Genomic DNA, 22,673 nt, shown 5'->3' on the forward strand with positions numbered 1-22,673 from the left:
TCAGCGGGACAGCAGAACGACTTTGACCATGAACCCGACGAAGAAGACGGCAACCACGGACGCCAGGATCAGCGCCATGCGCAGATTGCTCTTTTTTTGCTCGGGTGTCATGGACATGCCTTTCAGCCGATCACGCGGGTTGCCGTGGCGTCCAGCTTGGGCGGATTTTCAAAGGTGTGGAACGGTGCTGGCGAAGGAACTTCCCACTCCAGACCTTCCGCGCCGTCCCAGGGTTTTTGCGGCGCCTTGGCACCCTTGCCACGCATCGCAGGAACGACCACCGCGAGGAAGAAATACACCTGCGCCAGGCCGAAACCCAGGGCACCCACCGATGCGATGGCGTTGAAATCAGCAAACTGCATGGGGTAGTCGGCGTAACGGCGTGGCATGCCGGCCAGGCCCAGGAAGTGCATGGGGAAGAAAGTGATGTTGAAGAAAATCAGCGAAGCCCAGAAGTGGATCTGGCCACGGGTTTCGGAATACATCACGCCAGTCCACTTGGGCAGCCAGTAGTACACGCCGGCAAACATGGAGAACAGCGAACCGGCCACCAGCACATAGTGGAAGTGGGCCACCACGTAGTAGGTGTCCTGCAGCTGGATGTCGATAGGCGCCATGGCCAGGATGAGGCCGGTGAAACCGCCCATGGTGAACACGAAGATGAAACCCACGGCAAACAGCATGGGGGTTTCAAACGTCATGGAACCGCGCCACATGGTGGCCACCCAGTTGAAGATCTTCACGGCCGTGGGCACGGAGATCAGCATGGTGGCGTACATGAAGAACAGCTGGCCGGTCACGGGCATGCCGGTCGTGAACATGTGGTGCGCCCAGACGATGAACGACAGGATGGCAATCGACGAGGTGGCATACACCATGGAGGCGTAACCAAACAGCTTCTTGCGCGCAAAAGCGGGCACGATCTGGCTGATGATGCCGAAGGCCGGCAAGATCATGATGTACACCTCGGGATGGCCGAAGAACCAGAAGATGTGCTGGTACATCACCGGGTCGCCGCCGCCGGCGGGGTTGAAGAAGCTGGTGCCGAAGTGGCGGTCGGTCAGCGTCATGGTGATGGCGCCAGCGAGCACGGGCATCACGGCGATCAGCAGGTAGGCGGTGATGAGCCAGGTCCAGGCAAACATGGGCATCTTCATCAGTGTCATGCCGGGGGCGCGCATGTTGAGGATGGTCACGATGATGTTGATCGAGCCCATGATGGAGCTGGCGCCCAGGATGTGCATGGCGAAAATGCCGGCGTCCATGGAGGGGCCCATCTGCAGCGTCAGCGGCGCATACAGCGTCCAGCCGGCAGCGGGTGCGCCGCCGGGCATGAAGAAAGAGCTGACCAGCATCAGCGCGGCAGGAATCATCAGCCAGAAGCTGAAGTTGTTCATGCGCGCGAAGGCCATGTCCGACGCTCCGATCTGCAGCGGGATCATCCAGTTCGCGAAGCCCACGAAGGCCGGCATGATGGCGCCGAACACCATGATCAGGCCATGCATGGTGGTGAGCTGGTTGAACAGCTCGGGGTTGACCAGCTGCAGGCCTGGCTGGAACAGCTCGGCACGGATCAGCAGCGCGAGAACGCCACCGATCATCAGCATGGTGAACGAGAACAGCAGGTACAGCGTACCGATGTCCTTGTGGTTGGTGGCATACACCCACCGGCGCCAGCCGGACGGTGCATGGTGGTCGTGGCTGTCGTGTGCGTGCCCGTGGTTGTCGAGAACTGCGCTCATTTTGAATTCCTCAATGCTCTGGGGCGGTGATTACTTGCCACGCTGGGCCACGATTTCCGCTGGCTGCACCAGCTGTCCGGTCTTGTTGGACCAGTTGTTCTTGGTGTAGGTGACCACTGCAGCGATATCGGTGTCGCTCAGTTGCGCCCATGAGGGCATGGCACCGTTGTTCGCCCCCTTGAGCAGCACCTGGATCTGTTTGGCATGGTCGGCATCCAGCACGATGGCGGAACCATCCAGCGGCTTGATGGCGCCAGCGCCCTTGCCGTTGGCCTGGTGGCAGGCTGCGCAGTTGGCGGCATAGATCTTTTCACCACGCTTGAGCATGTCGTCCAGTGCCCACACCTTCGCGGGGTCGTCCAGCTTGGAGGCCGCCTTCTTCTTCTGGTCGGCCACCCACTGGCTGTAGTCCTCAGTAGACAACACCTTCACATGAATGGGCATGTAGGCATGCTCCTTGCCACACAGCTCGGCGCACTGGCCGTAGTAGTCCCCCACCTTCTCGGCGCGGAACCAGGTGTCGCGCACGAAACCGGGGATCGCATCCTGCTTGATACCGAAAGCCGGGACCATGAAGGCATGGATCACATCGTTGGCGGTGGTGATGATGCGGATCTTCTTGCCCACCGGCACCACCATCGGGTTATCCACCTTGAACAGGTAGTTGGCAGGTGCTTCGCTCACGTTGCCGCTGTCGGACATGGCGCGGTGGCTGCTGTCCAGCGTGGAGATGAAAGCCAGGCCCTCACCTTCGCCCGTGATGTAGTCGTAGCCCCATTTCCACTGGTATCCGGTGGCCTTGATGGTCAGGTCGGCATTGGTGGTGTCCTTCTGCGCCACCAGGACCTTCGTGGCCGGCAGGGCCATGAGGATCACGATGATGAAAGGGATGACGGTCCAGACCACTTCCACCGTGACGGACTCGTGGAAATTGGCCGACTTGGCGCCCCGGGATTTGCGGTGCTTCCAGATCGAATAGAACATCACGGCAAACACCGCAATGAAGATCACCGTGCAGATGATCAGCATCATCCAGTGCAGGAAATGCTGCTCTTCGGCGATCTTGGTGACAGGAGGATGCAGGTTCAGCTGATTGACCGCAGGGCCGCCGGGCAGGTCTTGAACGGCATGGGCAGCGGTGCCCATCCATGCACCGGCAGTCAGCAGCAGAGAAGCCAGCTTGTTGGAAATGCTCTTCATAGTTCTCACTTACTTCTAAGCCTCAATTTAACCAATCACTTGGCGCACCTGCTTGAGGTCAGGCAGCGCGCAAGGCCATGCGGATCTCCGATGCCAGGGCCTGGCGAAGCTCGGGGCGCACGAAGCGCCCCACATCGACCGACCGACCCTGCGCAGACAGCCTGATCAGCGAACGGTCTGCGGTTTTGGGCTCGACCCGAACCCGGCTCCGGTCAAACTCGGCGCGCTCCAGCCTGCCTGCTGTCTCCCTCTCCACCACCAGGCGCGAGCCTTGCAGCCAAATTCTGTCGCCATCCGCTGCATGGCGGCCGTACCGGACGAACACCGCCCCTGCCGCAACAGCGGCCAACCAACCCAAAGGCATGTCCCACCGGTTGCCAACCATCCAGAAAAGCAGGACCATTGCCAGCAGCAAGGTGCCCTGCCACATCCGTTCACGTTCCGCCAAGCCATTGCGGGCCAGTTGCCAGTCAATTCGTTGACCAGACACCGTAGCAAAACGAAAAATCAGACTTGTCAACGCAACTGCCTCGCAAATGGCCACTGCACCGATACGGCGCGCCAAGGACATCAATCCTCAAACGTCGAGAATTGTAGCGCCCCTTGCGCCAGATCATTGACAAGACGCGACGAATCAACTCCTCATGCCGCCTTCACGCAGCATGGAGCGCATGTCCTCCAGGGAGACTGCGCTGCTGGCACTCACCCGCACCCGGGGCCTGGGTTTGTAGGCATGGCCATAGATGATTTCGAACGTCAGCGCCAGTTGCCCGTCGTGTTCCGCATCCCCCAACTGGTCCTGCAAGACTTCATGCAGGCGGCTGCGCCAGTGGCGTCCGCGCAACGCAGGGAAACGCTGAGGATGCAGGTTGCACCCCAGGTCCGCCAGCTCCTGCAACAGGCGCTGCGGCGTCGCAAAGGTCAGCCGGATGCGTTCCATGTCCATCACCGGCTCGGCAAAGCCGGCCTGCATCAGCATGTCCCCCCAGTCGTGCATGTCGGTGAAGGCATGGCCGGCGGGCGGCCAGCCGAGAGCGGCATACACCGCGTGCAGCTCCTTGGCCGTGTCCGGTCCCAGGCACGAGAACATCAGATAGCCGTCCACGGCCAGCGCGCGATGCCATTGGGCGATGAGGGCCTGCGGATCGCTCGCCATGTGCAGTGCCATGTTGGCCCAGAGCATCTGCACGCTCCCCTCCTGCGGCAGGCCGAAACGCGGGCGCCCCGCACTCCATCGCGTCGGACTCCACCAGGGCCGGGCCAGTGCCTGCATTGCGGCAGGAACGCAGTGCGGCGATGTTTCCGTCACCTGGCAAAGCGCCTGGGGATAACGGGCACTGACCAAGGCATGGCCTTGCAGCCCCCCGCGCACCGCATCCCAATGGCACCAGGCGGCGGGAGCCAGGCGAATCCACTGCAAGCGGTCGTCCATGCGCCGGGCCACCTCTTCATGCAGCCAGGGAGATTGGGCCGGCGCTGCGGCGTGCCAGCGGGCGGCCGCAACGGGATCGATGGTGGGAGGATGCTCGGTGGACATGGTGGCAAAGATGGGCAGACGAGTATATTGACCCCATGCTTCACAAGATGCTGGCAGGGACATCACGGCGTATCGGCGCGCTGGTCGGGCACCTGCCCAGCCAGTGCGCCGTGTGCCACGCCTGGCCGGCCCGGCGCGTGTGCGATGACTGTGCCGCCCGGTTTGCGCAGCCCCGCGCACGCTGCACGCGCTGCGCCTTGCCGGTGCCCGATGGCGTGTCGGAATGCGGTGCCTGCCTGCGCGAGCCACCAGCGCTGGATGCCTGTTTGGCCGCAGTGGACTATGCCTACCCCTGGGCCGGCGCCATCGCCGAATTCAAGTTCCGCGGCGATCCCAGCTGGGCTGCGGCGCTGGCCACGCTGCTGCGCAGCACGCCCTGGGTGGAGCCGGCGCTGGAAGCTGCCGACCGGGTACTGCCGGTGCCCCTGTCGCGAGCGCGCCTGCAAGAACGTGGCTTCAACCAGGCCGCCCTGCTGGCCCATCACCTCGCCGCCCCCAAGGTGGACGCCACGCTGCTGCTGCGGCTGCGCGCCACCGAGGCGCAAAGTGGCCTGCCACGCAGCCAGCGTCTGCGCAACCTGCAGGGCGCGTTTGCCGTCGAGCCCACCCGCGCGGCCACCCTGCAAGGACAGCGCATTGTTCTGCTCGACGATGTGATGACGACCGGTGCCACGCTGAATGCGGCCACCCACGCACTGCGCCAGGCGGGTGCGGCACACATCACGGCCCTGGTGGTGGCGCGCACCGAACAGGCCTGAAACCTTTGTTTACGAGGGCGCTGCGCAGATCCGTGCGTCCGCAGGACAATACAGGCCATGTTCCATATCGTCCTGGTCGAACCCGAGATACCGCCCAATACCGGCAATGTGATTCGCCTGGCGGCCAACACGGGTTGCACGCTGCATCTGATCGAGCCCCTGGGTTTTTCGATGGAAGACCGGCTGATGCGCCGCGCCGGGCTGGATTACCATGAATACACCCAGGTGCAACGGCATCCGGGGTGGACCGCCTTCCTGCGCAGCGCACAGCCCGACCCCACGCGCATGTTCGCCCTGACCACGCACGGCAGCCAGAGCGCCTTTGACACCTGCTTTCTCCCCGGCGACTGGCTGGTGTTCGGTGCGGAAACGCGGGGCCTACCCACCGCGTTGCGCGAAACCTTCCCGCCCGCGCAGCGCGTGCGTCTGCCCATGGTGGCCGGGCAACGCAGCCTGAATCTCTCCAACGCCGTCGCAGTGACCGTGTTCGAAGCCTGGCGCCAGAACAGCTTCGGCATGCCCCGCGTGACGGCCGCAGCCGCGCTGGAATCATTGCTCTGACACCCTGCCGCCTTCAGGGCGCGAGGACGCCAGATGCTGCGCGTGCTCGCTGACAAAATCAAGAAACACCTTGGTGCGGGCTGGCACCATGCGGCGCGACGGCAGCGCGGCATACACGGCGTAGCGGGAAAAAATCCAGTCAGGCAACACATGCACGAGCGCACCGCTGGCCAGATGGGGGCCCGCCAGCAACCGCGACATCACGGCCACGCCCATGCCGTCCACCGCGGCGCGCAGCAGCACGCCTGCACTGACGGACTGCAGCACCACCGGCACCTTCACCTCCTGCGCCGCGCCCGCGCCCTGCACGGGCCGCAACCGCAACCGTTGCGCGATGCCGCTCCGGGAGCGAACCAGCTGGCCTGAATAACGCAGGTATTCGTGGTGCTGCAGATCGCCGGGCTCGGCAGGCACACCCATGCGCTGCAGATAGGCAGGTGCAGCAATGACGATGGCCTCCCAATGGGCCATGGGCCGGGCCACGATATTGCCATCGTAGTCCTCCCCAGCCACCATGAAAGTGACATCAAACTCGTCCACCCGCGACGCAGGCAACGCATCCACCAGGATATCGAGCATGAGCGTGGGATACAGCACATGCCACGACGCCAGCAGCGGTGCAAGAAAGTGCGTGGCCAGCAAGGGGGCCGCCAGCACGCGAATGGTGCCGCGCAAGTCGCGGGTGCTCGACGCGGCGGCGGCCTCGGCGTCGTCGATTTCGTGCAGGATGGCGCGCACCCGCTGCAGATAGGCCTCGCCGGCATCGGTCAAGGCCAGCTTGCGGGTGGTGCGCTGCAACAGCCGTGTGCCCAGGTGGTGCTCCAGATCGGCCACCAGCCTGGTCACGACGGGGGGCGACAACTCCATCAACCGTGCCGCAGCAGCAAAGCCCCCCTCTTCGACGACGGCCTGAAACACACGCATGGTCAACAATCTGTCCATTTTGGCAACAAAGTGTTATTCGAGCATTGATTATTTCATTTTTAAGAACCATTCATTGCCCGCATTGCCATTTCACCAAGGGATACCCCTCTATACAGTGGCTTTCATCGATGGGTTGCACATGCGCGGGCGCTCACCGAGGCCGGACAAGACCGGGGCAAAACCCGGCCTGGCCCGCAGCAAATGGCTCCATTTTTGAAGGAAACGTCATGAATGCATACCCCACCCTGCCCATCGCCGCCGCCCTGGCCGTCGGCGCGCTGGCCGCCCAGGCGGACTCCGCACTGCCCGGCGATAGCGAATGGTCCAACTATCCCTTGACCACCACGAGCACGCTGACCCGTGAGACCGTGATTGCCGAGCTGGTGGCAGCCCGCAAGGCAGGCACGATGCCCAGCGACCGCGAGTGGTACAACATACCGGCGCCACTGGGCAACACCCCGGGCCCCGTGCAGGCAGAGGCGATGCCCGCAGCGACGACCAACTCCGTTGTCACCGGTAACCAGTGACGCCATGGCGCGGCAAGACTGCCGGCCGTCTGCCGCGCTGCACCCCGCAACGACAAGGCCTGCCGGCGCGCACCGGCAGGCCTTGTGCTTTGAGAGCCTGTTCACGATCTCGCAGGGGATCGCGTTGGAGCGCAATCGGGATGAGTGGATGCTTCGGGTGCGCCGCATGGGCTCGTGCCCATGCAAGCGGCCGGGGCGGCCTTGTCGCCCGATTTCGCTCCAACCCATCGGGCAGTGGTCTTTGCGGGCGGTCTGCGGCGTTGCGGCGCTTGTGGATAGCCGGGCTATCCACTGCACACCGCGCCTTGCATCCCATCGCGCAAAGACCGCTGCGCGACCCCTGGGAGATCGTGAACAGGCTCTGAGGGCCGCTCCAAATGACCGGAGGTGAAACCACCTCAAGGCGCTGCGCCGTAACTGCGCGCCAATGATTCGGCCACGCACGCCGGCTTGTCCCCGCCCTCGCGCTCCACGGTCACCAGCCAGGTCATCTGCAGCCCGTCGGGCGCCAGGGCTTCGGTGGCCCGCAGCACCAGGCGCGCACGCAGGCGGCTGCCCACAGGCACGGGCGCCGTGAAGCGTACCCGGTTCAGCCCGTAGTTCACCCCCATGCGTGCACCTTCGATGCGCAGCCCCTGCTCAAAAAAACGCGGAATCAGCGACAGCGTGAGAAAACCATGTGCGATCGGCGCGCCAAACGGCCCGGCCCGGGCACGCTCGGGGTCCACATGGATCCACTGGTGGTCGCCCGTGGCCTGGGCAAACAGGTTGACCTGTTCCTGCGTGATGGTGATCCAGTCGGTCACGGCGACCTCCTGGCCCACGCAGGCGCTGACTTCAGAGTAGGAGCGAAAGGTTTTCATGCAGCCAATGTAGCGCTGCGGCCCGCGCAGGGCGTGTCGGGCAAGCGACAGCAAGGCACCGCCGCTGCGGGCTGGCTTTCAGGCGTCCAGCCAGGAACAAATCCCTTGCCACTGCTCCAGGTCGCGCGCCACGCGTGCGGGCGCCACATCGAACAGCGTGAGCCCGTGCGCCGCCAGGTGCACATAGTTCTGCGTGTCGCGCAGATAGCCCAGCACGGGAAAGCCCAGGCTGTCGACAAAGTGGTGCAACTGCTCCGCGGCCTTGGTGCGGGCGTCCACCCGCATGCCGACAATGCCCACCTGCACGCCCGCGCCATGGCGGTGCTCGGCCAGCTGGTCCAGGAAAGCGCGCGTGGCGAAGATGTCGAACACGCTGGGCTGCAGCGGCACAATGATGCGGTCGGCCAGCTTGAGCACATCGCTCAGCCGCCGGCCATGCAGGCCCGCCGGGGTGTCGAGCACCGCGTGCGTGCTGCCCTTGGGCGGCTTGGTGATCTCGTCGGCGCTGGCGTCCCAGGCGCCTATGGGGCGTGCGGCGGGCGGGCGCAGGCCCAGCCACAGGCGGGCGGACTGCTGGCGATCGGTGTCGCCCAGGATCACCGGATGCCCCTGTCGGGCGTAATAGCCGGCCACATTGGTGGACAGCGTGGACTTGCCCACGCCGCCCTTGGGATTGGCGACAACGACCACTGGCATGGCACATCCTCCCGGGATCACAGGTTGAAAAACAATTGGAGCGAAAAATTCCTCTGGCGCTCATGCATCCAGCGCGCACAGCGATCCAAATAAAAGCAACCGCTCCGCTCAGGCATGCTGTCCGCCGCGCTTGACGAAGAACAGCCCCGCACCCACCGCCATCAGCAGCCCGCCAAACACGCGGTTCTGGGTGCGCACCGCGCTGGCGCTGCGCATCAGGCGGCGCAGCGCGCTGGCCCCGGCAGCGTAGCCGTGCATCACCGTCACGTCCACCGCCACGGTGGTGGCGGCCATGACCAGCAGCTGCATCCACAGCGGGCGGCCATCGGTCATGAACTGGGGCAGCACGGCCACCATGAAGATGATGCCCTTGGGGTTGGTGGCGTTGGTCAGAAAACCCGTCAGAAAACGCTTTTGCCACGGGCCGGCAGGTGCCGCCTCGTCCCCGTGCAGTGGCGAGGCCTCGCCCGCGCGCCACTGGCTCCAGCCCACATAGATCAGATAGCAGGCGCCCAGCACCTTCACCACGCTGAAAGCCAGCTCGGACGCCAGCAGCAGCGAGCCCACGCCCGCACCGGCAATCAGCAAGATCATCAGCAGTCCGGCCTGCAGCCCGGCGATGGTGGCGCCCGTCTTGCGCACGCCATACGACAGGCCATGGCTCATCGACAGCACAGCCCCCGAGCCCGGGGACACCGCAATCAGGCACGATGCCGCAAAAAATGCCAACCAGATCTGCAAGTCCATGAAGAAGCCCTACACAAGAATGGCAAGCATCTTAGCAACCGGCTGCACGGCCCCATGGATATGAACGAAAATACCCACCAAAGCTTACCCCACAAGCGCTACAAGCTACTATAAAAATAGCAATCAACACAGGTGCCAGAATCAGTGCCAGACTCTGCGCTGACAGGCCGCCACCGCACACACCCCATGGAACACGCACCCACCTGGCTCACCTACGGCTTTCTGTACCTGGGCGCTGCGGTGCTGGCCGTTCCCATCGCCAAGGCGCTCGGGCTGGGCACCATCATTGGCTACCTGGCGGCGGGCATCGCCATCGGCCCCTGGGGCCTGGCGCTGGTCAGCAATGTGCAGGACATCCTGCACTTTGCCGAGTTCGGCGTGGTGCTGATGCTCTTTCTGGTGGGTCTGGAGCTGCAACCCAGCCGGCTGTGGGCGCTGCGCCGCCCCATCTTTGGCATGGGCAGCGCGCAGGTGCTGGGCTGTGCGGCCTTGCTGTTTGCGCTGGGTGCGCTGGCCGGCCTGCCCTGGCGCGTGAGCCTGGTGGGCGCCTTGGGCCTGGCGCTGTCGTCCACGGCGATTGCGCTGCAGTCGCTGGCCGAACGCAACCTGTTGCGCACACCCGGAGGGCAGGCAGGGTTTTCCATCCTGCTGTTCCAGGACGTGGCGGCCATCCCCATCCTGGCCCTGCTGCCGCTGCTGGGCGCGGCCGGGGCTGCCGGCGCCACACACTCTCCCGGCGATCTGGCGCTGGAGGCCCTCAAGATCGTCGGCGTGATCGGCGCCATCATCCTCGGCGGGCGCCTGCTGCTGCGCCCCGTGCTGCGCTGGATCGCCAAGAGCAAGACGCCCGAGATCTTCACCGCCGCCGCGCTGCTGCTGGTGGTGGGCATGGCCTACCTGATGGTGCTGGTGGGCTTGTCGATGGCGCTGGGCGCATTTCTGGCGGGCGTGCTGCTGGCCGACAGCGAATACCGGCGCGAGCTGGAGGCCGACATCAAGCCCTTCAAGGGCCTGCTGCTGGGGCTGTTCTTCATCGCCGTGGGCATGGGCATCGACTTCGGCGTGATCCTGCGCTCACCCGGGCTCATGGCGGCCATCCTGGCCGGCTTTCTGGCGGCCAAGGCCATCGTCATCTACACGCTGGCCAAGCTCGTCAACATTCCCTACCAGGAGCGCCCGGTGTTCACGCTGCTGCTGGCGCAGGGCGGCGAGTTTGCGTTCGTGGTGTTCCAGGCCGCTGCGGGTGCCAAGGTCTTCGCGGCCGAAACCGCCTCGCTGCTCATTGGCGCCGTGGCGCTGTCGATGTTGATCAGCCCGCTGCTGCTGGTGCTGCTGGACCGCGCGCTGCTGCGCCGCCATGCACATGTCAAGGCCCCGGCGGCAGAGGAAATCTCCGAACCGCAGGAAGCGCCCATCATCATCGCGGGCTTTGGCCGCTACGGGCAGATCGTCTCGCGCGTGCTGCTGGCCCAGGGCATTCCCACCACCGTGCTGGACCACAGCGTGGAGATGCTGGAAGTGGCACGCACCTTTGGCTACCGCGTGTTCTATGGCGACGCCACACGCCTTGATTTGCTGCGCATTGCCGGCGCCGAGCACGCACGCATCCTGGTGGTGGCGGTGGACGACCCCGAGCAATCCCTCAAGATCGCCAAGCTGGCACGCGGGCACTTCCCACACCTTCAAATCGTGGCCCGCGCACGCGACATCACCCATTGGAACAATCTGCGCGACGCAGGCGTGACGCTGGTGCAGCGCGAGCTGTTCGAGTCGAGCCTGCAAAGCGCCCACACGGTGCTGGAGCTGATGGGCCTGCCGCCCGCAGAGGCCACGGCCATCACCCAGCGCTTTCGCACCCACAACATCGCCCTGGTCGACCGCATGTACCCCCACCACAAGGACCGCACCAAATACATCGCCGTGGCCCGCGAAGGGCGCAGCCAGCTGGCCGATCAGATGGCCAAGGAGCGCCAGGAGCACCGCACGCCCGATGCCGCCCCGGCCAAAGGCCCCGCCCCCGAGGGCTTGCCACGGGAGTCAAGCCAGGATGGCCTCTGACGCTTTAGAAAAAAGCGCCGACAGCTATATATTCAATAGCTAATTCATTCAGAACCGCCACCGCACCATCCCCCCATGGACCTGCCAGAAACCCCGTGGATACACACCCTGCGCTTTGTGCTGGAAGTCGCGGCCACCGTCGCTTTTGCGCTGTCGGGCATGATCGCCGCCGCGCGCCAGCGCATGGATGCGGTAGGGGTGTGCGTGGTGGCCTTCGTGGCCGCCTTTGGCGGCGGCACGCTGCGCGACCTGCTGCTGGACCAGCGGCCCTTCTTCTGGGTGCGCCACACGGGCTATGTCTGGGGCATCCTGGCACTGTGCGTGGGCACCATGCTGTTCATGCGCCAGCGCCACTTCCAGCCCACCGAGCGCGCCATGCTGCTGCCCGACGCGATTGGCCTGGGCCTGTTTGCTGCCATCGGTGTGGATGCGGCCATGGCGTTGGGCATGCCGCCGCTCATTGCCGTCATGATGGGCCTGATCACCGGGGTGTTCGGCGGCGTGCTGCGTGACGTGCTGTGCAACAAGGTGCCCCAGGCCTTCAGCGACCACCGCCCCTATGCGCTGTGCGCCTTTGCCGGCGGCTGGGTCGATGTGGTGCTGCGCCAGTTCCAGGCGCCCGAATGGGCCGCGCTCTTGGCCTGCGTGCTGGTGACGGCCGGGCTGCGCGGGCTGGCGCTGTGGCGCAACTGGCAGCTGCCGGCGTGGCGGGTATGAGCGCGCGGCGCGTGCGCCAGGCGTTTTGAAACAAGAATAGCTGCTGGCGCACCATGCATGTGCGCCAGCAGCTATCCATTTCAAAGCAACCGGGTTGCGGTCAGTCCAGACTTGCGCCCGACTCCTTGACCACCTTGCCCCACTTCGCCGATTCCGACTTGATGAAGGTGGCAAACTGGGCCGGGGTCTCATTGACGGGCTCGCCACCCTGGTCAGCAATCTTTTTCTTCACCTCGGGGTTGGCCAGCACCTTGGCCAGCGCGCCGGTGAGCTTGTCCAGCACCGGCTTGGGCGTGGCGGCTGGCGCAAACATGCCAAACCACGACATGGCCTCATAGCCTGGCACACCGGCTTCGGCGATGGTCGGTACATCGGGCAACTCCGCCGAGCGCTTGGAAGTGGTGATGGCAATGGCGCGCAGCTTGCCCGAACGCACATGAGGGATCACCGATGGCATGTTGTCAAACATGATGGCGATCTGGTTACCCAGCAGATCGGTCACAGCCGGTGCGCTGCCCTTGTAGGGGATGTGCGTGAGATCCACCTTGGCCAACGACTTGAACAGCTCACCCGAGAGGTGTGGCGAAGCGCCGTTTCCGGGGGAGCCGAAGTTGATCTTGCCGGGGTTGGCCTTGGCATAGGCGATCATTTCGGGCACCGTCTTGAACGGTTGCTTGGGGTTGACCACCAGCAGGTTGGGCACATTGGCCACGCGCGTCAGCGGTGCGAAGTCCTTGATGGGATCAAAGGGCATCTTCTTGTACAGGCTGGCGTTGATGGCGTGCGTGCCCACGGTGCCCATGAACAGGGTGTAGCCATCGGCTGCGGCCTTGGCAGCATATTGTCCGCCGATGTTGCCACCTGCACCGGCCTTGTTTTCCACCACCACTGGCTGGCCCAGCTCAGTCGAAAGGTATTGACCCACCAGTCGTGCCAGGATGTCGGTCGTGCCGCCGGCCGAGAAAGGCACAACGATAGAGATGGGCTTGGTGGGGTAGGCCTGTGCCAGGGCGGCGCCCGGCAGGGCGGCCGTGCCGGCGGCCAGGCTGGCCAGGACAGCCAGGGCCTGGCGGCGGCCGGCCAGGAAGGTGCGGCGGGTGGAATGGGTCATGGTGATTTCCTCTGTCTTGCTCGGGAGAATGGGGCCTGCTGCAAAGGGCGTGTGCGCGCCCCGGCGCAACAGGCAGGGTCAAGGCCTCACAGATGGGGCCGGATCAGGATGGCCGCGATGCAGATCGCGTCCACCAGGAACGGGTTCACCAGGGTGCAGCCCATGGTGTTCTTCGACAGCAGGCGCTGCCATGCGGTCAGACCCCTGCCACGCCGACGGTCATGCCACCGCAGACGTACAGGACCTGCCCCGTGACGAAGCCGCTGCGCGCGTCCAGCAGGTAGCTGGCGGCATGGGCCACATCGTCGGGCGTGCCGATGCGCCTGACGGGCACGGATTCGACGATGGCGCGGGTGCGCGGTGCGTCGGGCGGATTGGCGCGATCGAACAGTTCGGTGCGGATGGGGCCGGGACCGATGGCGTTGGCCGTGATGCCATGCTGGCCCAGCTCCAGCGCCCACACGCGGGTCATGCCGATCAGGCCGGCCTTGGTGGCGGCGTAGGCGGTGCGCAGCTCCTTGCCCAGCGCAGCGCGCGAGGACATGTTGACGATGCGCCCGAAGCCGGCCGCTTTCATGCCCGGCAGCAGTGCCTGCATGCACTGGAAGGCGCAGCGCAGGTTCAGCGACACGGCCAGGTCGAACTCGGCCATGGTCTGGTGCTCGGCATCGGCTGGCACCACCACGCCCACGTTGTTGACCAGGCGGGTGATGGGGCCGCCGGCCAGTGCCTCTTGCAAGGCCCGCGCGGTGTCTGCCGCATCCGACAGGTCGGCGCGCAAGCCGCCGTGCACGCCATCCACCATGCGGTCGATGACAACCGGCAGGTAGCCTTCGGCGCGGCAGCGCTCGGCAATGGCGGCGCCGATGCCGGCGGCGCCACCGGTGATCAGCACGCGCTCAGGCGCGCCTGCGGGGCTGGTGTGGGGGTAGCTCATGCGGGTTCCGGTACGTTGCGCGCGCGCGGGTGGCTCAGGCCCCCGTGGCCAGAAAGGCCGCCAGCGCATCTGCGAACGCGGCGGGAGCTTCCAGGTTGGACAGGTGCGAGGCAGGCAGCTCAGCCAGGTGCGCGCCGGCGATGGCGCGCTGCATGGCCTGGGCGTCGGCCACGGTGGTGACCGGGTCGCTGGCGCCGGCAATCAGCAGGGTGGGCACGCGGATGGCGCTGATGGCACCCCGCAGATCGGCCTGCGCCAGGGCTTCGCAGCAGGCGGCGTAGCCCTCGGGCGCGATGCCGGCAATCCAGCCTTGCGCACGGGCCACCAGCGCGGGCTGGGCCGCGATGAAGGGCTCGGTGAACCAGCGGCCGGGCGACGAGGCGGCCAGCTCGGCCATGGCCGCCTTGCCCTGGTCGCGCACCAGCGCGGCGCGGGTTTGCCAGCCTTCGGCCGTGCCAATCTTGGCGGCGCTGTTGCACACCACCAGATGGCTCAGGCGCTCGCCTGCATGCACGCCCAGCCACAGGCCGGTGAGGCCGCCCATGGAGATGCCACAAAAGCTGGCCTTGGCAATGCCCAGCGCATCCAGCAGCGCCACCACATCGCCGCCGAGCTGGTCGAAGCTGTAGGGGCCGGGCGATACCACGCTGCCACCGTGGCCGCGCGTGTCATAGCGCAGCACGCGGTGCGTCTGGGCAAAGCGCTGTGCCTGTGCATCCCACATCTCCAGCGTGGTGCCCAGCGAGTTGGAAAACACCAGCACGGGTGCATCGGCCGGGCCGTCCAGGGCAACGCGAAAGCGGCCAGCCGCAGTGTCAATGGTTTGCATCGACATGGCTTCAGACCCGCTCGAGGATGACGGCAATGCCCTGCCCCACGCCAATGCACATGGTGCACAGCGCGTATTTGCCGCCGTGCTCGTGCAGGCGGTTCACGGCGGTGGTCACCAGGCGGGCGCCGCTGGCACCCAGCGGGTGGCCCAGCGCAATGGCGCCGCCCCAGGCGTTCACGCGGGCGTCTTCGTCCTTCAGGCCGAGGGCGCGCAGCACGGCCAGGCCCTGGGCGGCAAAGGCTTCGTTGAGCTCGATGACGTCCATGTGGTCGATGGTCAGGCCGGTCTGGGCCAGCACCTTCTGCGTGGCGGGCGTGGGGCCGAAGCCCATGATGCGCGGCGCCACGCCGGCCGTGGCCATGCCCACCACGCGGGCGCGGGGCTTGAGGCCATACTTGGCGGCATTGGCTTCATCGGCCAGCAGCAGCGCGCAGGCACCGTCGTTCACACCCGATGCGTTGCCGGCGGTGACGGTGCCGTCAGGCCGCACCACACCCTTGAGCCTGGCCAGCGCTTCCAGGCTGGTCTCGCGCGGGTGCTCGTCCTGGCTGACGACGATGGCGTCGCCCTTCTTCTGGGGAATGGTCACGGACACGATCTCGCGCGCCAGGTGGCCGGCCTGGATGGCAGCCACGGCGTTGAGCTGGCTGCGCAGCGCCATGCGGTCCTGCGCCTCGCGCTCGATGCCGAAGTCGGTGGCCACGTTCTCGGCGGTTTCGGGCATGGAATCCACGCCGTACTGCGCCTTCATCAGCTTGTTGACGAAGCGCCAGCCGATCGTGGTGTCATACACCGCGTTGTTGCGGCTGAAGGCGGTCTCGGCCTTGGGCATCACGAACGGGGCGCGGCTCATGCTTTCCACGCCACCTGCAATCATCAGGCCGGCTTCGCCCGACTTGATGGCGCGCGCGGCCGTGCCCACGGCATCCAGGCCCGAACCGCACAGGCGGTTGATGGTGGCGCCCGGCACCTCAATGGGCAGGCCCGCCAGCAGGCTGGACATGCGGGCGACGTTGCGGTTGTCCTCGCCGGCCTGGTTGGCGTTGCCATAGAGCACATCGGTCACGGCGGCCCAGTCCACGTCGGGGTTGCGCTCCATCAGCGCCTTGAGGGGGATGGCGCCGAGGTCGTCGGTGCGCACGCTCGACAGCGCGCCGCCGTAGCGGCCAAAGGGGGTGCGGATGGCGTCACAGATGAAGGCTTGGGTCATGGGTGTGTTCGGTGGTGTGGAGGGAAGATTCAGGCCTGGATGGGCAGACCGACCAGGCGTTCGAGTTCGGCGTGTTCCAGCCCCTCGACCTTGTCGATGAGCTGGAGCCCCTGCGGCGTGCAGGCCAGCGTGGCCAGGTCGGAATAGATGCGCTTGACGCAGCCGATGCCGGTGAGCGGGTAGGTGCAGCGCTCGACGATCTTGCTGGCGCCCTGCTTGGTGAGCAGGTCCATCATGACCCAGGTCTGCTTGGCGCCGATGGCCAGGTCCATGGCGCCGCCCACGGCGGGAATGGCGCCGGGCTCGCCCGTGCTCCAATTGGCCAGGTCGCCCGTGGCTGACACCTGGAAGGCGCCCAGCACACAGATGTCGAGGTGGCCGCCGCGCATCATGGCAAAGCTGTCGGCATGGTGGAAGAACGCTCCGCCCGACAGCAGGGTGACGGGCTGCTTGCCGGCGTTGATGAGGTCGTAGTCTTCACTGCCCGCTGCCGGCGCCGGGCCCATGCCCAGGATACCGTTCTCGCTTTGCAGGATGACCTCGCGGCCCTCGGGGATGTGGTTGGCCACCAGGGTCGGCTGGCCGATGCCCAGGTTGACATAGGCGCCGTCGTGGATGTCTTGCGCCACCCGTTGGGCCAACTCTTCTTTACTACGTTTTTGATAGCTGCTCACGCTCGCTCCTTTTGCGCCAGAGGCCTGATTCATGCAGATTTCTTGAAACCACCGGCCTGCGTGGCAACGCGGGCGATCTTCACGACGTGGCTCACATAGATGCCCGGCGTGACGATGGCTTCGGGGTCGAGCGCGCCCAGCTCCACCACCTCGTGCACCGTGGCGATCGTGGTCTTGGCGGCGGTGGCCATCACCGGGCCGAAGTTGCGTGCCGACATGCGGTAGGTGAGGTTGCCCCAGCGGTCGCCTCTTTCGGCCTTGATCAGGGCCACGTCGCCGTAAATGGGGTACTCCAGCACGTAGTGCTTGCCGTTGATTTCGCGGGTTTCCTTGCCCTTGGCCAATTCCGTGCCATAGGCCGTGGGGCAGAAAAATGCACCAATGCCAGCACCGGCGGCGCGAATGCGCTCAGCCAGGTTGCCCTGCGGCACCAGCTCCAGTTCGAGCTTGCCGCTGCGGTAGAGGCCATCGAACACATAGCTGTCGGCCTGGCGCGGAAAGCTGCAGATGACCTTGCGCACCTGGCCCGCCTTGAGCAGCGCCGCCACGCCCTGTTCGGCGTTGCCGGCGTTGTTGTTGACGATGGTCAGGTCGCGTGCGCCATGGGCAATCAGCCCCTCGATCAGCTCGTCGGGAATGCCCGCCGTGCCAAAGCCGCCAATCAGCACGGTGGCCCCGTCCTTCACACCCGAGAGGGCTTGCGCCACCGAGTCCGCTATCTTGTTGATCATGGAAAGTCTTCCGGGAAGTAGCAAAAAAATCGCCCGCATTTGTTCTTATAATGAACAAATGTTCGCATAAAGAATTATATGCCGGGCACTCCATGAACACCAATACCCCTCCTGCCAGCCCCAGACCAGGCGACAGCTACGTGCAGTCCTTCGCGCGCGGACTGGAAGTGATCCGCTCGTTCAGCGCTAGCGCGCCGCAGCAGACCCTGAGCGAGGTGGCCGCACAGACCGGGCTGACCCGCGCGGGCGCCCGGCGCATCCTGCTCACGCTGCAGACGCTGGGTTATGTGGAAAGCGATGGCCGGCTGTTTCGCCTCACCCCGCGCATCCTCGATCTCGGGTTTGCCTACCTGTCGTCCATGCCCATCTGGGACCTGGCCGAGCCGGTGATGGAAGAACTGGTGGAGCAGGTACGCGAGTCGTGCTCGGCGGCCGTGCTCGACGGCCTCGACATCGTCTATGTGCTGCGACTGCCCACCCACAAGATCATGCGCACCAACCTGGGCGTGGGTTCGCGCCTGCCTGCCGCCTGGACATCGATGGGGCGGGTGCTGCTGGCCGGCCTGCCCGACGACGCATTGCAGGCGCGGCTGCAGGGCCTGATCCCGCAGCGCTTCACCCAGCACACCGTGATGGACATGCCCACCCTGCTGGAGCGCATCCGCCAGGCACGCACGCAGGGCTGGTGCCTGATCAATCAGGAACTCGAAGAAGGGTTGATTTCGATTGCCGCACCGCTGACCAACCGCGCGGGCCAGACCGTGGCCGCCCTCAATATCAGCGGCCAGGCCAACCGCTCCAGTGCCGAGGTCATGCAGGCCACCATGCTGCCCGCCCTGCTGCGGGCCGCGCAGTCCATCTCGCGCATGCTGGGCACCCAGCACGGCTGACCGCCCTGCGTGCAGCGGGAGCACGAGACAGGCCCGCAGAACGCCCGCTCAAGGCTTGCGAAAGCCCAGCACCAGCACCACCGCGCCCAGCGCAATCGCGCCCAGGCTCAGCCACTGGGGCACGTTCACCGTCTCTTTGTCCTTCACGGTCAGTTCCAGCGGGCCGAGCTTGGCCTGGGTGGTCTCTTTGGTAAAGCTGAAACCGCCGGTAAAAAAGCCGGCCAGCCCCAGCACGATCAGGACCACTCCGGTCAGGCGCAGTGCATTCATGGCCTATCTCCCACATCCGGGGCTGTTGGACAAAGGCACGGCATTGCCCCCGGTTTCCCCGCCTGTGCCCGGCCACTGTAGGCCCGCGCAGCAGCGGCGCGTGTAGGACGCCACCGCAAGGGCGCGCGCCGGTGCCCTGCTGCTGCCGGCGTATCTGCGTGCTACGCTCAGCGCCATGTTCAACCCGTCCCAAGCCGACGTGCGCCGCTTCCTCTGCGCGGTGCACGCCAAGACCCTGAGCGGCCAGCCCATGGAGGCCATCGAAACCCTGGCCAGCCTGTGGATCGCCGAGCACCCCGAATACCACGCCGAGCTGGCCGATGCCGACGCCGCCGCGGCGCGCAACTACGACGAAACACCAGAGCAGACCAACCCTTTCCTGCACCTGTCGATGCACCTGTCGATCAGCGAGCAGTGCAGCATCGACCAGCCGCGCGGCATCCGCCAGGCGGTCGAGCTGCTCACGGCACGGCTGGACTCCCTGCACGACGCCCACCACGCCACCATGGACTGCCTGGGCCAGATGCTGTGGGAGAGCCAGCGCGCAGGCCGCCCGCCGGACGGCGATGCCTACATCGCCTGCGTGCAGCGCCGCGCCACACGGGACTGAGCGCGCCAGCGAAGGCGTCAGGCAGACACACCGGAAACCGCGCGCCTGGGCGCCGCCATGCGCCCTTGCTGCAGCGCATAGTCGCGGGGAAACACCAGGACATCGCATTGCACGCCGCCCACCAGCCGCACCGCAACGCTGCCCATCAACCACGCAAAGGCTGCCCAGCGGCGTGTATGGCCGACGGCAATCAGATCGGCACCAGAAGCCTGGTGCTGCACCGCCAGCTGGCACGCAGGATCGCCAGCCCCGATGACCGTGGCGACCCGGTTGCGGCGGGTGTCAAAAGCGGTGGCCAGCGGCAGCATCTTGCGGCGTGCGTGCTCCCGCACTTCTGCGCGATAGCTCTGAATGGCTTGCATCGATGCCTCGGCGCTGCGCAGCCTGGCCTCGTCGCGGCGGTCAATGGCGTGGTAGAGCTCCAGCCGCGCCTCGGCTTGCACCCCCCCGGCATACCGCACCAACGCCCCTGCGGCCTCGGAGAAATCCACCGCAACCAGCACATGCTGGTAGGCACCCTTGGGCGTGTTCTGCACGATCAGCACCGGACAGCGGCTGCCGCGCAGCACCCGCACCCATGGCGAGCTCCGCAGCAGGTGCATCCAGCTGCAATGCGCACGCCGGTCCATCACCAGCAAGTCAGCGCCCGCCGCTGCGGCCAGCGCATCGATCACCACGTCGCCGGTGCCCCGCCCTCCTGCAACGACGGCAATGCCATGGCGCCGGGCCAGTTGGCGCGCCCGCTGCTCCAGCCGCGCGTGCGGATCGGTGAACTTGGGGTCGGGCATGTCGGTGCCGTAGAGGATGCGCAAGCGCGCATGGTGGCTGGCTGCGACCATGGCGGCACGGTCCATCGCCTGCTCGGCGGCGGCAGAAAAATCGGTGAGGGCGACAATGGATCGGAGGTGCATGAAACTTCCCGGTAAGCGTACGAACGGCCGGCGCAGGGCGCCGCGCTGGGTTGCGCCATCCATGCGCCCACGCCACGAAAAGCCACGGAACGTGAGCGGAGGGAAGCCGGAAGCTCCATCGCGGCAGCACGACATGCGCGCGCGCTGGTCCGGCAACACTGCCCGGCGGTGGTTCGATGACGCTCTTGGGAAGAAGAAACCGCCGGGCCTAGGAATCTGCGGCCGGCGAAGCTGGTTTCTGAACACCCGTCCTTTGCACGGCGCGTGCGGGCAGCGCAGCCGTCTTGGACGACTCGGCGGCACGGACACAGGCGGGAAAAACCAGAATATGCATAGGGTCACTTTACCAACGAGACCCCCAATGGGCAACCAAGCCCCTGCGCAGCGTGCCAGATAAACCGGCAGCTGCGATTGCCGGCACCCTGCCTGCCGGCAGAAACAAAAGAGCCCGCTGGCTGCGGGCTCTTGGCGAATGGCGTGGGTCGGCGGAGCCAGACCCTGAGGTGCTCAGCTCAACGGAAGCGCGATTGCGGCACGGTGTGCAGGTCGCCATCCAGCGAACCCACATAGCTTGCCAGCGCCTTCAGTTCGGCGTTGGTGAACTGCTTGGCGATGCCGCCCATGATGGCGTTGCCACGGCCCACATGGGCGTTCTTTTCCACCTTGTACGACTTGAGCGCCACAAACAGATAGTCGGCATGCTGGCCCGCGATCTTGGGATAGGACGGGTCGATGGGCTTGGCGAAGTTGTCGCCGTGGCAGGACACGCAGGCGCCCTTTTTCAGCAGCTCGGCCACTTGCACGCTGGGTTCGCGGCCTGGCTTGGCGGCCACTTCGGCGCCGGTCTTGCCGTGCTGCTCATAGTAGGCCGACACATCGGCAATGTCCTGCTCGGTCAGCGAATCGGCAATGCCGCGCATGGTGGGGTGCTTGCGCTCGCCCTTCTTGTAGGCGGTGAGCGCGGCAGCAATGTACTTGCCGCTCTGGCCCGAGATCATGGGCACCTTGTGCACTTCGGGAAAGCTGGACTGGTAACCCGGAATGCCGTGGCACCCGATACACATCGCAATTTTCTGCTTGCCGGCTTCGACATCGCCTTTGGTTTCCTGGGCTTGGGCAATCGCCGTCACGGAAGCGACAGCCAGGGCGAATATCGTGGTCAACGTCTTGTTCATTTTGCGCGCACAATCGTGTGAAGGTTCAGCTCGGGGCTCTGATCAGTCGGCGATTATAGCCAGCGCTTGTCAAGCCCATCCATCAACATTCCGGTGTTTCGTTCATGAAATTTCAAGGCTCCCAGAACTACGTCGCCACCCAGGACCTGATGCTCGCGGTGAACGCCGCCATCACGCTGCAGCGCCCCCTGCTCATCAAGGGCGAGCCCGGCACCGGCAAGACCATGCTGGCCGAGGAGGTGGCCCAGGCGCTCGACATGCCGCTGCTGCAGTGGCACATCAAGTCCACCACCAAGGCGCAGCAGGGCCTGTATGAATACGACGCCGTGAGCCGCCTGCGCGACAGCCAGCTCAATGATGGCGACAGCGCCGAGCGCGTGAAGAACATCCGCAACTACATCGTGCAGGGCGTGCTCTGGCAGGCCTTCACGGCCGACCGGCCCGTGGCGCTGCTGATCGACGAGATCGACAAGGCCGACATCGAGTTTCCGAACGACCTGCTGCGCGAAATCGACCGCATGGAGTTCTACTGCTACGAAACGCGCGAGCTCATCAAGGCCAAGCACCGCCCGCTGGTGTTCATCACCTCCAACAACGAAAAGGAGCTGCCCGACGCGTTTTTGCGCCGCTGCTTCTTCCACTTCATCAAGTTCCCCGAAGCCGACACGATGCGCCAGATCGTCAACGTGCACTTCCCCACGCTCAAGAGCGAGTTGCTCGGCGTGGCGATGAAGACGTTCTACGACGTGCGCAATCTGCCGGGCCTGAAAAAGAAACCCTCCACCAGCGAGCTGCTCGACTGGCTCAAGCTGCTGGTGGCCGAAGACATACCGCTGTCGGCGCTGCAAAGCGCCGACAACAAGGTGGCTGTGCCCCCGCTGGTGGGCGCGCTGCTCAAGAACGAGCAGGACGTGAGCCTGTTCGAGAAGCTGGTGTTCATGAACCAGCGAAACCGATGAGCTTCGCGCACCACAGCCACCCCCTACTCAATT

Annotated in this window: 27 protein-coding genes; 9 read left to right on the plus strand and 18 right to left on the minus strand. The window is 65.5% G+C overall.

Translation table 11 applies throughout. The features are described from left to right. From BLW02_RS20080 to BLW02_RS02645, 5 genes are all read right to left on the minus strand, one after another. Positions 1 to 111 (minus strand): cytochrome oxidase small assembly protein, encoded by a 111-nt coding sequence (locus BLW02_RS20080; RefSeq protein ID WP_208859679.1) that lies wholly within the window; start codon positions 109 to 111, stop codon positions 1 to 3. 11 nt (positions 112 to 122) lie between these two features. After that, positions 123 to 1,742, minus strand: coding sequence for a cytochrome c oxidase subunit I (gene ctaD, locus BLW02_RS02630; protein ID WP_092696881.1), 1,620 nt, complete (start codon positions 1,740 to 1,742; stop codon positions 123 to 125). Between the two features lie 30 nt (positions 1,743 to 1,772). After that, entirely contained in the window at positions 1,773 to 2,942 is a 1,170-nt protein-coding gene (coxB, locus tag BLW02_RS02635) for a cytochrome c oxidase subunit II (RefSeq protein WP_092696882.1), read from the minus strand. A 58-nt stretch (positions 2,943 to 3,000) separates the two neighbouring features. After that, on the minus strand, positions 3,001 to 3,507 hold the full coding sequence (locus tag BLW02_RS02640; RefSeq protein ID WP_244273599.1) for a DUF2244 domain-containing protein: 507 nt from the start codon (positions 3,505 to 3,507) through the stop codon (positions 3,001 to 3,003). Positions 3,508 to 3,576: 69 nt separating this feature from the next. Then, the gene (locus BLW02_RS02645) at positions 3,577 to 4,479 is read right to left on the minus strand and encodes a class I SAM-dependent methyltransferase (protein ID WP_092696883.1); all 903 of its coding nucleotides are present in this window, start codon (positions 4,477 to 4,479) and stop codon (positions 3,577 to 3,579) included. A 35-nt stretch (positions 4,480 to 4,514) separates the two neighbouring features. Here BLW02_RS02645 and BLW02_RS02650 point away from each other — a divergent pair, with 35 nt between their 5' ends. Continuing rightward, positions 4,515 to 5,237, plus strand: coding sequence for a ComF family protein (locus tag BLW02_RS02650; protein ID WP_092696884.1), 723 nt, complete (start codon positions 4,515 to 4,517; stop codon positions 5,235 to 5,237). Positions 5,238 to 5,294: 57 nt separating this feature from the next. Beyond that, positions 5,295 to 5,798 carry a tRNA (uridine(34)/cytosine(34)/5-carboxymethylaminomethyluridine(34)-2'-O)-methyltransferase TrmL gene (gene trmL / locus BLW02_RS02655; RefSeq protein WP_092696885.1) on the plus strand — a complete coding sequence of 168 codons (504 nt, stop codon included), beginning with the start codon at positions 5,295 to 5,297 and terminating at the stop codon, positions 5,796 to 5,798. On the opposite strand, the gene BLW02_RS02660 is transcribed toward trmL, so the two are convergent. After that, complete coding sequence (locus tag BLW02_RS02660) at positions 5,787 to 6,722, minus strand: LysR family transcriptional regulator (protein ID WP_425285636.1); 936 nt, start codon at positions 6,720 to 6,722, stop codon at positions 5,787 to 5,789. The genes trmL and BLW02_RS02660 overlap by 12 nt on opposite strands. Between BLW02_RS02660 and BLW02_RS20000 the strand changes: the two genes are divergently transcribed. Together BLW02_RS20000 and BLW02_RS02665 are read left to right on the plus strand one after the other, a co-directional pair. After that, positions 6,721 to 6,939 (plus strand): hypothetical protein, encoded by a 219-nt coding sequence (locus BLW02_RS20000; protein WP_167544055.1) that lies wholly within the window; start codon positions 6,721 to 6,723, stop codon positions 6,937 to 6,939. The genes BLW02_RS02660 and BLW02_RS20000 overlap by 2 nt on opposite strands. A gap of 10 nt (positions 6,940 to 6,949) precedes the next feature. Then, positions 6,950 to 7,249 (plus strand): DUF4148 domain-containing protein, encoded by a 300-nt coding sequence (locus BLW02_RS02665; protein WP_092696887.1) that lies wholly within the window; start codon positions 6,950 to 6,952, stop codon positions 7,247 to 7,249. Between the two features lie 398 nt (positions 7,250 to 7,647). On the opposite strand, the gene BLW02_RS02670 is transcribed toward BLW02_RS02665, so the two are convergent. The 3 genes from BLW02_RS02670 to BLW02_RS02680 form a co-directional block, all read right to left on the minus strand. After that, positions 7,648 to 8,112, minus strand: a complete 465-nt coding sequence (locus tag BLW02_RS02670) for a MaoC family dehydratase (RefSeq protein WP_092696888.1) — start codon at positions 8,110 to 8,112, stop codon at positions 7,648 to 7,650. A gap of 78 nt (positions 8,113 to 8,190) precedes the next feature. Next, on the minus strand, positions 8,191 to 8,808 hold the full coding sequence (locus BLW02_RS02675) for a ParA family protein (protein WP_092696889.1): 618 nt from the start codon (positions 8,806 to 8,808) through the stop codon (positions 8,191 to 8,193). 108 nt (positions 8,809 to 8,916) lie between these two features. Next, positions 8,917 to 9,555 carry a LysE family transporter gene (locus BLW02_RS02680; RefSeq protein WP_092696890.1) on the minus strand — a complete coding sequence of 213 codons (639 nt, stop codon included), beginning with the start codon at positions 9,553 to 9,555 and terminating at the stop codon, positions 8,917 to 8,919. A gap of 186 nt (positions 9,556 to 9,741) precedes the next feature. Between BLW02_RS02680 and kefC the strand changes: the two genes are divergently transcribed. Beyond that, complete coding sequence (gene kefC, locus BLW02_RS02685) at positions 9,742 to 11,613, plus strand: glutathione-regulated potassium-efflux system protein KefC (RefSeq protein ID WP_092696891.1); 1,872 nt, start codon at positions 9,742 to 9,744, stop codon at positions 11,611 to 11,613. A 75-nt stretch (positions 11,614 to 11,688) separates the two neighbouring features. Continuing rightward, positions 11,689 to 12,330, plus strand: a complete 642-nt coding sequence (locus tag BLW02_RS02690; RefSeq protein ID WP_092696892.1) for a trimeric intracellular cation channel family protein — start codon at positions 11,689 to 11,691, stop codon at positions 12,328 to 12,330. A 100-nt stretch (positions 12,331 to 12,430) separates the two neighbouring features. Here the strand turns inward: BLW02_RS02690 and BLW02_RS02695 are convergent, their stop codons facing one another. The 6 genes from BLW02_RS02695 to BLW02_RS02720 all read right to left on the minus strand — a co-directional run bounded on the left by BLW02_RS02695 (position 12,431) and on the right by BLW02_RS02720 (position 17,825). Further along, positions 12,431 to 13,441, minus strand: coding sequence for a Bug family tripartite tricarboxylate transporter substrate binding protein (locus BLW02_RS02695; RefSeq protein ID WP_092696893.1), 1,011 nt, complete (start codon positions 13,439 to 13,441; stop codon positions 12,431 to 12,433). Between the two features lie 196 nt (positions 13,442 to 13,637). Continuing rightward, complete coding sequence (locus BLW02_RS02700; protein WP_092696894.1) at positions 13,638 to 14,378, minus strand: SDR family oxidoreductase; 741 nt, start codon at positions 14,376 to 14,378, stop codon at positions 13,638 to 13,640. A gap of 34 nt (positions 14,379 to 14,412) precedes the next feature. Then, on the minus strand, positions 14,413 to 15,207 hold the full coding sequence (gene pcaD / locus BLW02_RS02705; protein WP_425285637.1) for a 3-oxoadipate enol-lactonase: 795 nt from the start codon (positions 15,205 to 15,207) through the stop codon (positions 14,413 to 14,415). A gap of 10 nt (positions 15,208 to 15,217) precedes the next feature. Continuing rightward, on the minus strand, positions 15,218 to 16,420 hold the full coding sequence (pcaF, locus tag BLW02_RS02710) for a 3-oxoadipyl-CoA thiolase (protein WP_092696896.1): 1,203 nt from the start codon (positions 16,418 to 16,420) through the stop codon (positions 15,218 to 15,220). A gap of 29 nt (positions 16,421 to 16,449) precedes the next feature. Next, positions 16,450 to 17,094 (minus strand): 3-oxoacid CoA-transferase subunit B, encoded by a 645-nt coding sequence (locus BLW02_RS02715; protein WP_092696897.1) that lies wholly within the window; start codon positions 17,092 to 17,094, stop codon positions 16,450 to 16,452. Between the two features lie 29 nt (positions 17,095 to 17,123). Next, a complete protein-coding gene (locus BLW02_RS02720) occupies positions 17,124 to 17,825 on the minus strand; it encodes a 3-oxoacid CoA-transferase subunit A (RefSeq protein WP_092696898.1) in 702 nt (233 codons plus the stop codon). A 92-nt stretch (positions 17,826 to 17,917) separates the two neighbouring features. Between BLW02_RS02720 and BLW02_RS02725 the strand changes: the two genes are divergently transcribed. Further along, a complete protein-coding gene (locus BLW02_RS02725) occupies positions 17,918 to 18,715 on the plus strand; it encodes an IclR family transcriptional regulator domain-containing protein (RefSeq protein WP_092696899.1) in 798 nt (265 codons plus the stop codon). A 48-nt stretch (positions 18,716 to 18,763) separates the two neighbouring features. Here the strand turns inward: BLW02_RS02725 and BLW02_RS02730 are convergent, their stop codons facing one another. Continuing rightward, on the minus strand, positions 18,764 to 18,985 hold the full coding sequence (locus BLW02_RS02730) for a hypothetical protein (RefSeq protein ID WP_208859676.1): 222 nt from the start codon (positions 18,983 to 18,985) through the stop codon (positions 18,764 to 18,766). Between the two features lie 175 nt (positions 18,986 to 19,160). On the opposite strand from BLW02_RS02730, the gene BLW02_RS02735 reads away from it, so the two are divergent. After that, the gene (locus BLW02_RS02735) at positions 19,161 to 19,595 is read left to right on the plus strand and encodes a DUF1841 family protein (RefSeq protein ID WP_092696900.1); all 435 of its coding nucleotides are present in this window, start codon (positions 19,161 to 19,163) and stop codon (positions 19,593 to 19,595) included. Between the two features lie 17 nt (positions 19,596 to 19,612). Here the strand turns inward: BLW02_RS02735 and BLW02_RS02740 are convergent, their stop codons facing one another. Beyond that, on the minus strand, positions 19,613 to 20,506 hold the full coding sequence (locus BLW02_RS02740) for a universal stress protein (RefSeq protein WP_092696901.1): 894 nt from the start codon (positions 20,504 to 20,506) through the stop codon (positions 19,613 to 19,615). Between the two features lie 512 nt (positions 20,507 to 21,018). Continuing rightward, positions 21,019 to 21,681, minus strand: coding sequence for a c-type cytochrome (locus BLW02_RS02745; RefSeq protein ID WP_092696902.1), 663 nt, complete (start codon positions 21,679 to 21,681; stop codon positions 21,019 to 21,021). A 104-nt stretch (positions 21,682 to 21,785) separates the two neighbouring features. On the opposite strand from BLW02_RS02745, the gene BLW02_RS02750 reads away from it, so the two are divergent. Next, the gene (locus BLW02_RS02750) at positions 21,786 to 22,640 is read left to right on the plus strand and encodes an AAA family ATPase (protein ID WP_026437852.1); all 855 of its coding nucleotides are present in this window, start codon (positions 21,786 to 21,788) and stop codon (positions 22,638 to 22,640) included. Positions 22,641 to 22,673: the final 33 nt, after the last annotated feature.

The organism is Acidovorax soli, from assembly GCF_900107605.1.
In the GTDB taxonomy this organism is placed as follows: domain Bacteria; phylum Pseudomonadota; class Gammaproteobacteria; order Burkholderiales; family Burkholderiaceae_C; genus Acidovorax; species Acidovorax soli.

What these genes read in the sequence shown, in the direction of transcription:
- BLW02_RS20080 (WP_208859679.1), bottom strand. Translation starts at nt 111, where the DNA reads ATGACACCCGAGCAAAAAAAGAGCAATCTGCGCATGGCGCTGATCCTG.
- ctaD (WP_092696881.1), bottom strand. Translation starts at nt 1,742, where the DNA reads ATGAGCGCAGTTCTCGACAACCACGGGCACGCACACGACAGCCACGAC.
- coxB (WP_092696882.1), bottom strand. Translation starts at nt 2,942, where the DNA reads ATGAAGAGCATTTCCAACAAGCTGGCTTCTCTGCTGCTGACTGCCGGT.
- BLW02_RS02645 (WP_092696883.1), bottom strand. Translation starts at nt 4,479, where the DNA reads ATGTCCACCGAGCATCCTCCCACCATCGATCCCGTTGCGGCCGCCCGC.
- BLW02_RS02650 (WP_092696884.1), top strand. Translation starts at nt 4,515, where the DNA reads ATGCTTCACAAGATGCTGGCAGGGACATCACGGCGTATCGGCGCGCTG.
- trmL (WP_092696885.1), top strand. Translation starts at nt 5,295, where the DNA reads ATGTTCCATATCGTCCTGGTCGAACCCGAGATACCGCCCAATACCGGC.
- BLW02_RS20000 (WP_167544055.1), top strand. Translation starts at nt 6,721, where the DNA reads ATGGTCAACAATCTGTCCATTTTGGCAACAAAGTGTTATTCGAGCATT.
- BLW02_RS02660 (WP_425285636.1), bottom strand. Translation starts at nt 6,722, where the DNA reads ATGCGTGTGTTTCAGGCCGTCGTCGAAGAGGGGGGCTTTGCTGCTGCG.
- BLW02_RS02665 (WP_092696887.1), top strand. Translation starts at nt 6,950, where the DNA reads ATGAATGCATACCCCACCCTGCCCATCGCCGCCGCCCTGGCCGTCGGC.
- BLW02_RS02670 (WP_092696888.1), bottom strand. Translation starts at nt 8,112, where the DNA reads ATGAAAACCTTTCGCTCCTACTCTGAAGTCAGCGCCTGCGTGGGCCAG.
- BLW02_RS02675 (WP_092696889.1), bottom strand. Translation starts at nt 8,808, where the DNA reads ATGCCAGTGGTCGTTGTCGCCAATCCCAAGGGCGGCGTGGGCAAGTCC.
- BLW02_RS02680 (WP_092696890.1), bottom strand. Translation starts at nt 9,555, where the DNA reads ATGGACTTGCAGATCTGGTTGGCATTTTTTGCGGCATCGTGCCTGATT.
- kefC (WP_092696891.1), top strand. Translation starts at nt 9,742, where the DNA reads ATGGAACACGCACCCACCTGGCTCACCTACGGCTTTCTGTACCTGGGC.
- BLW02_RS02690 (WP_092696892.1), top strand. Translation starts at nt 11,689, where the DNA reads ATGGACCTGCCAGAAACCCCGTGGATACACACCCTGCGCTTTGTGCTG.
- BLW02_RS02695 (WP_092696893.1), bottom strand. Translation starts at nt 13,441, where the DNA reads ATGACCCATTCCACCCGCCGCACCTTCCTGGCCGGCCGCCGCCAGGCC.
- BLW02_RS02700 (WP_092696894.1), bottom strand. Translation starts at nt 14,378, where the DNA reads ATGAGCTACCCCCACACCAGCCCCGCAGGCGCGCCTGAGCGCGTGCTG.
- pcaD (WP_425285637.1), bottom strand. Translation starts at nt 15,207, where the DNA reads ATGCAAACCATTGACACTGCGGCTGGCCGCTTTCGCGTTGCCCTGGAC.
- pcaF (WP_092696896.1), bottom strand. Translation starts at nt 16,420, where the DNA reads ATGACCCAAGCCTTCATCTGTGACGCCATCCGCACCCCCTTTGGCCGC.
- BLW02_RS02720 (WP_092696898.1), bottom strand. Translation starts at nt 17,825, where the DNA reads ATGATCAACAAGATAGCGGACTCGGTGGCGCAAGCCCTCTCGGGTGTG.
- BLW02_RS02725 (WP_092696899.1), top strand. Translation starts at nt 17,918, where the DNA reads ATGAACACCAATACCCCTCCTGCCAGCCCCAGACCAGGCGACAGCTAC.
- BLW02_RS02730 (WP_208859676.1), bottom strand. Translation starts at nt 18,985, where the DNA reads ATGAATGCACTGCGCCTGACCGGAGTGGTCCTGATCGTGCTGGGGCTG.
- BLW02_RS02735 (WP_092696900.1), top strand. Translation starts at nt 19,161, where the DNA reads ATGTTCAACCCGTCCCAAGCCGACGTGCGCCGCTTCCTCTGCGCGGTG.
- BLW02_RS02740 (WP_092696901.1), bottom strand. Translation starts at nt 20,506, where the DNA reads ATGCACCTCCGATCCATTGTCGCCCTCACCGATTTTTCTGCCGCCGCC.
- BLW02_RS02745 (WP_092696902.1), bottom strand. Translation starts at nt 21,681, where the DNA reads ATGAACAAGACGTTGACCACGATATTCGCCCTGGCTGTCGCTTCCGTG.
- BLW02_RS02750 (WP_026437852.1), top strand. Translation starts at nt 21,786, where the DNA reads ATGAAATTTCAAGGCTCCCAGAACTACGTCGCCACCCAGGACCTGATG.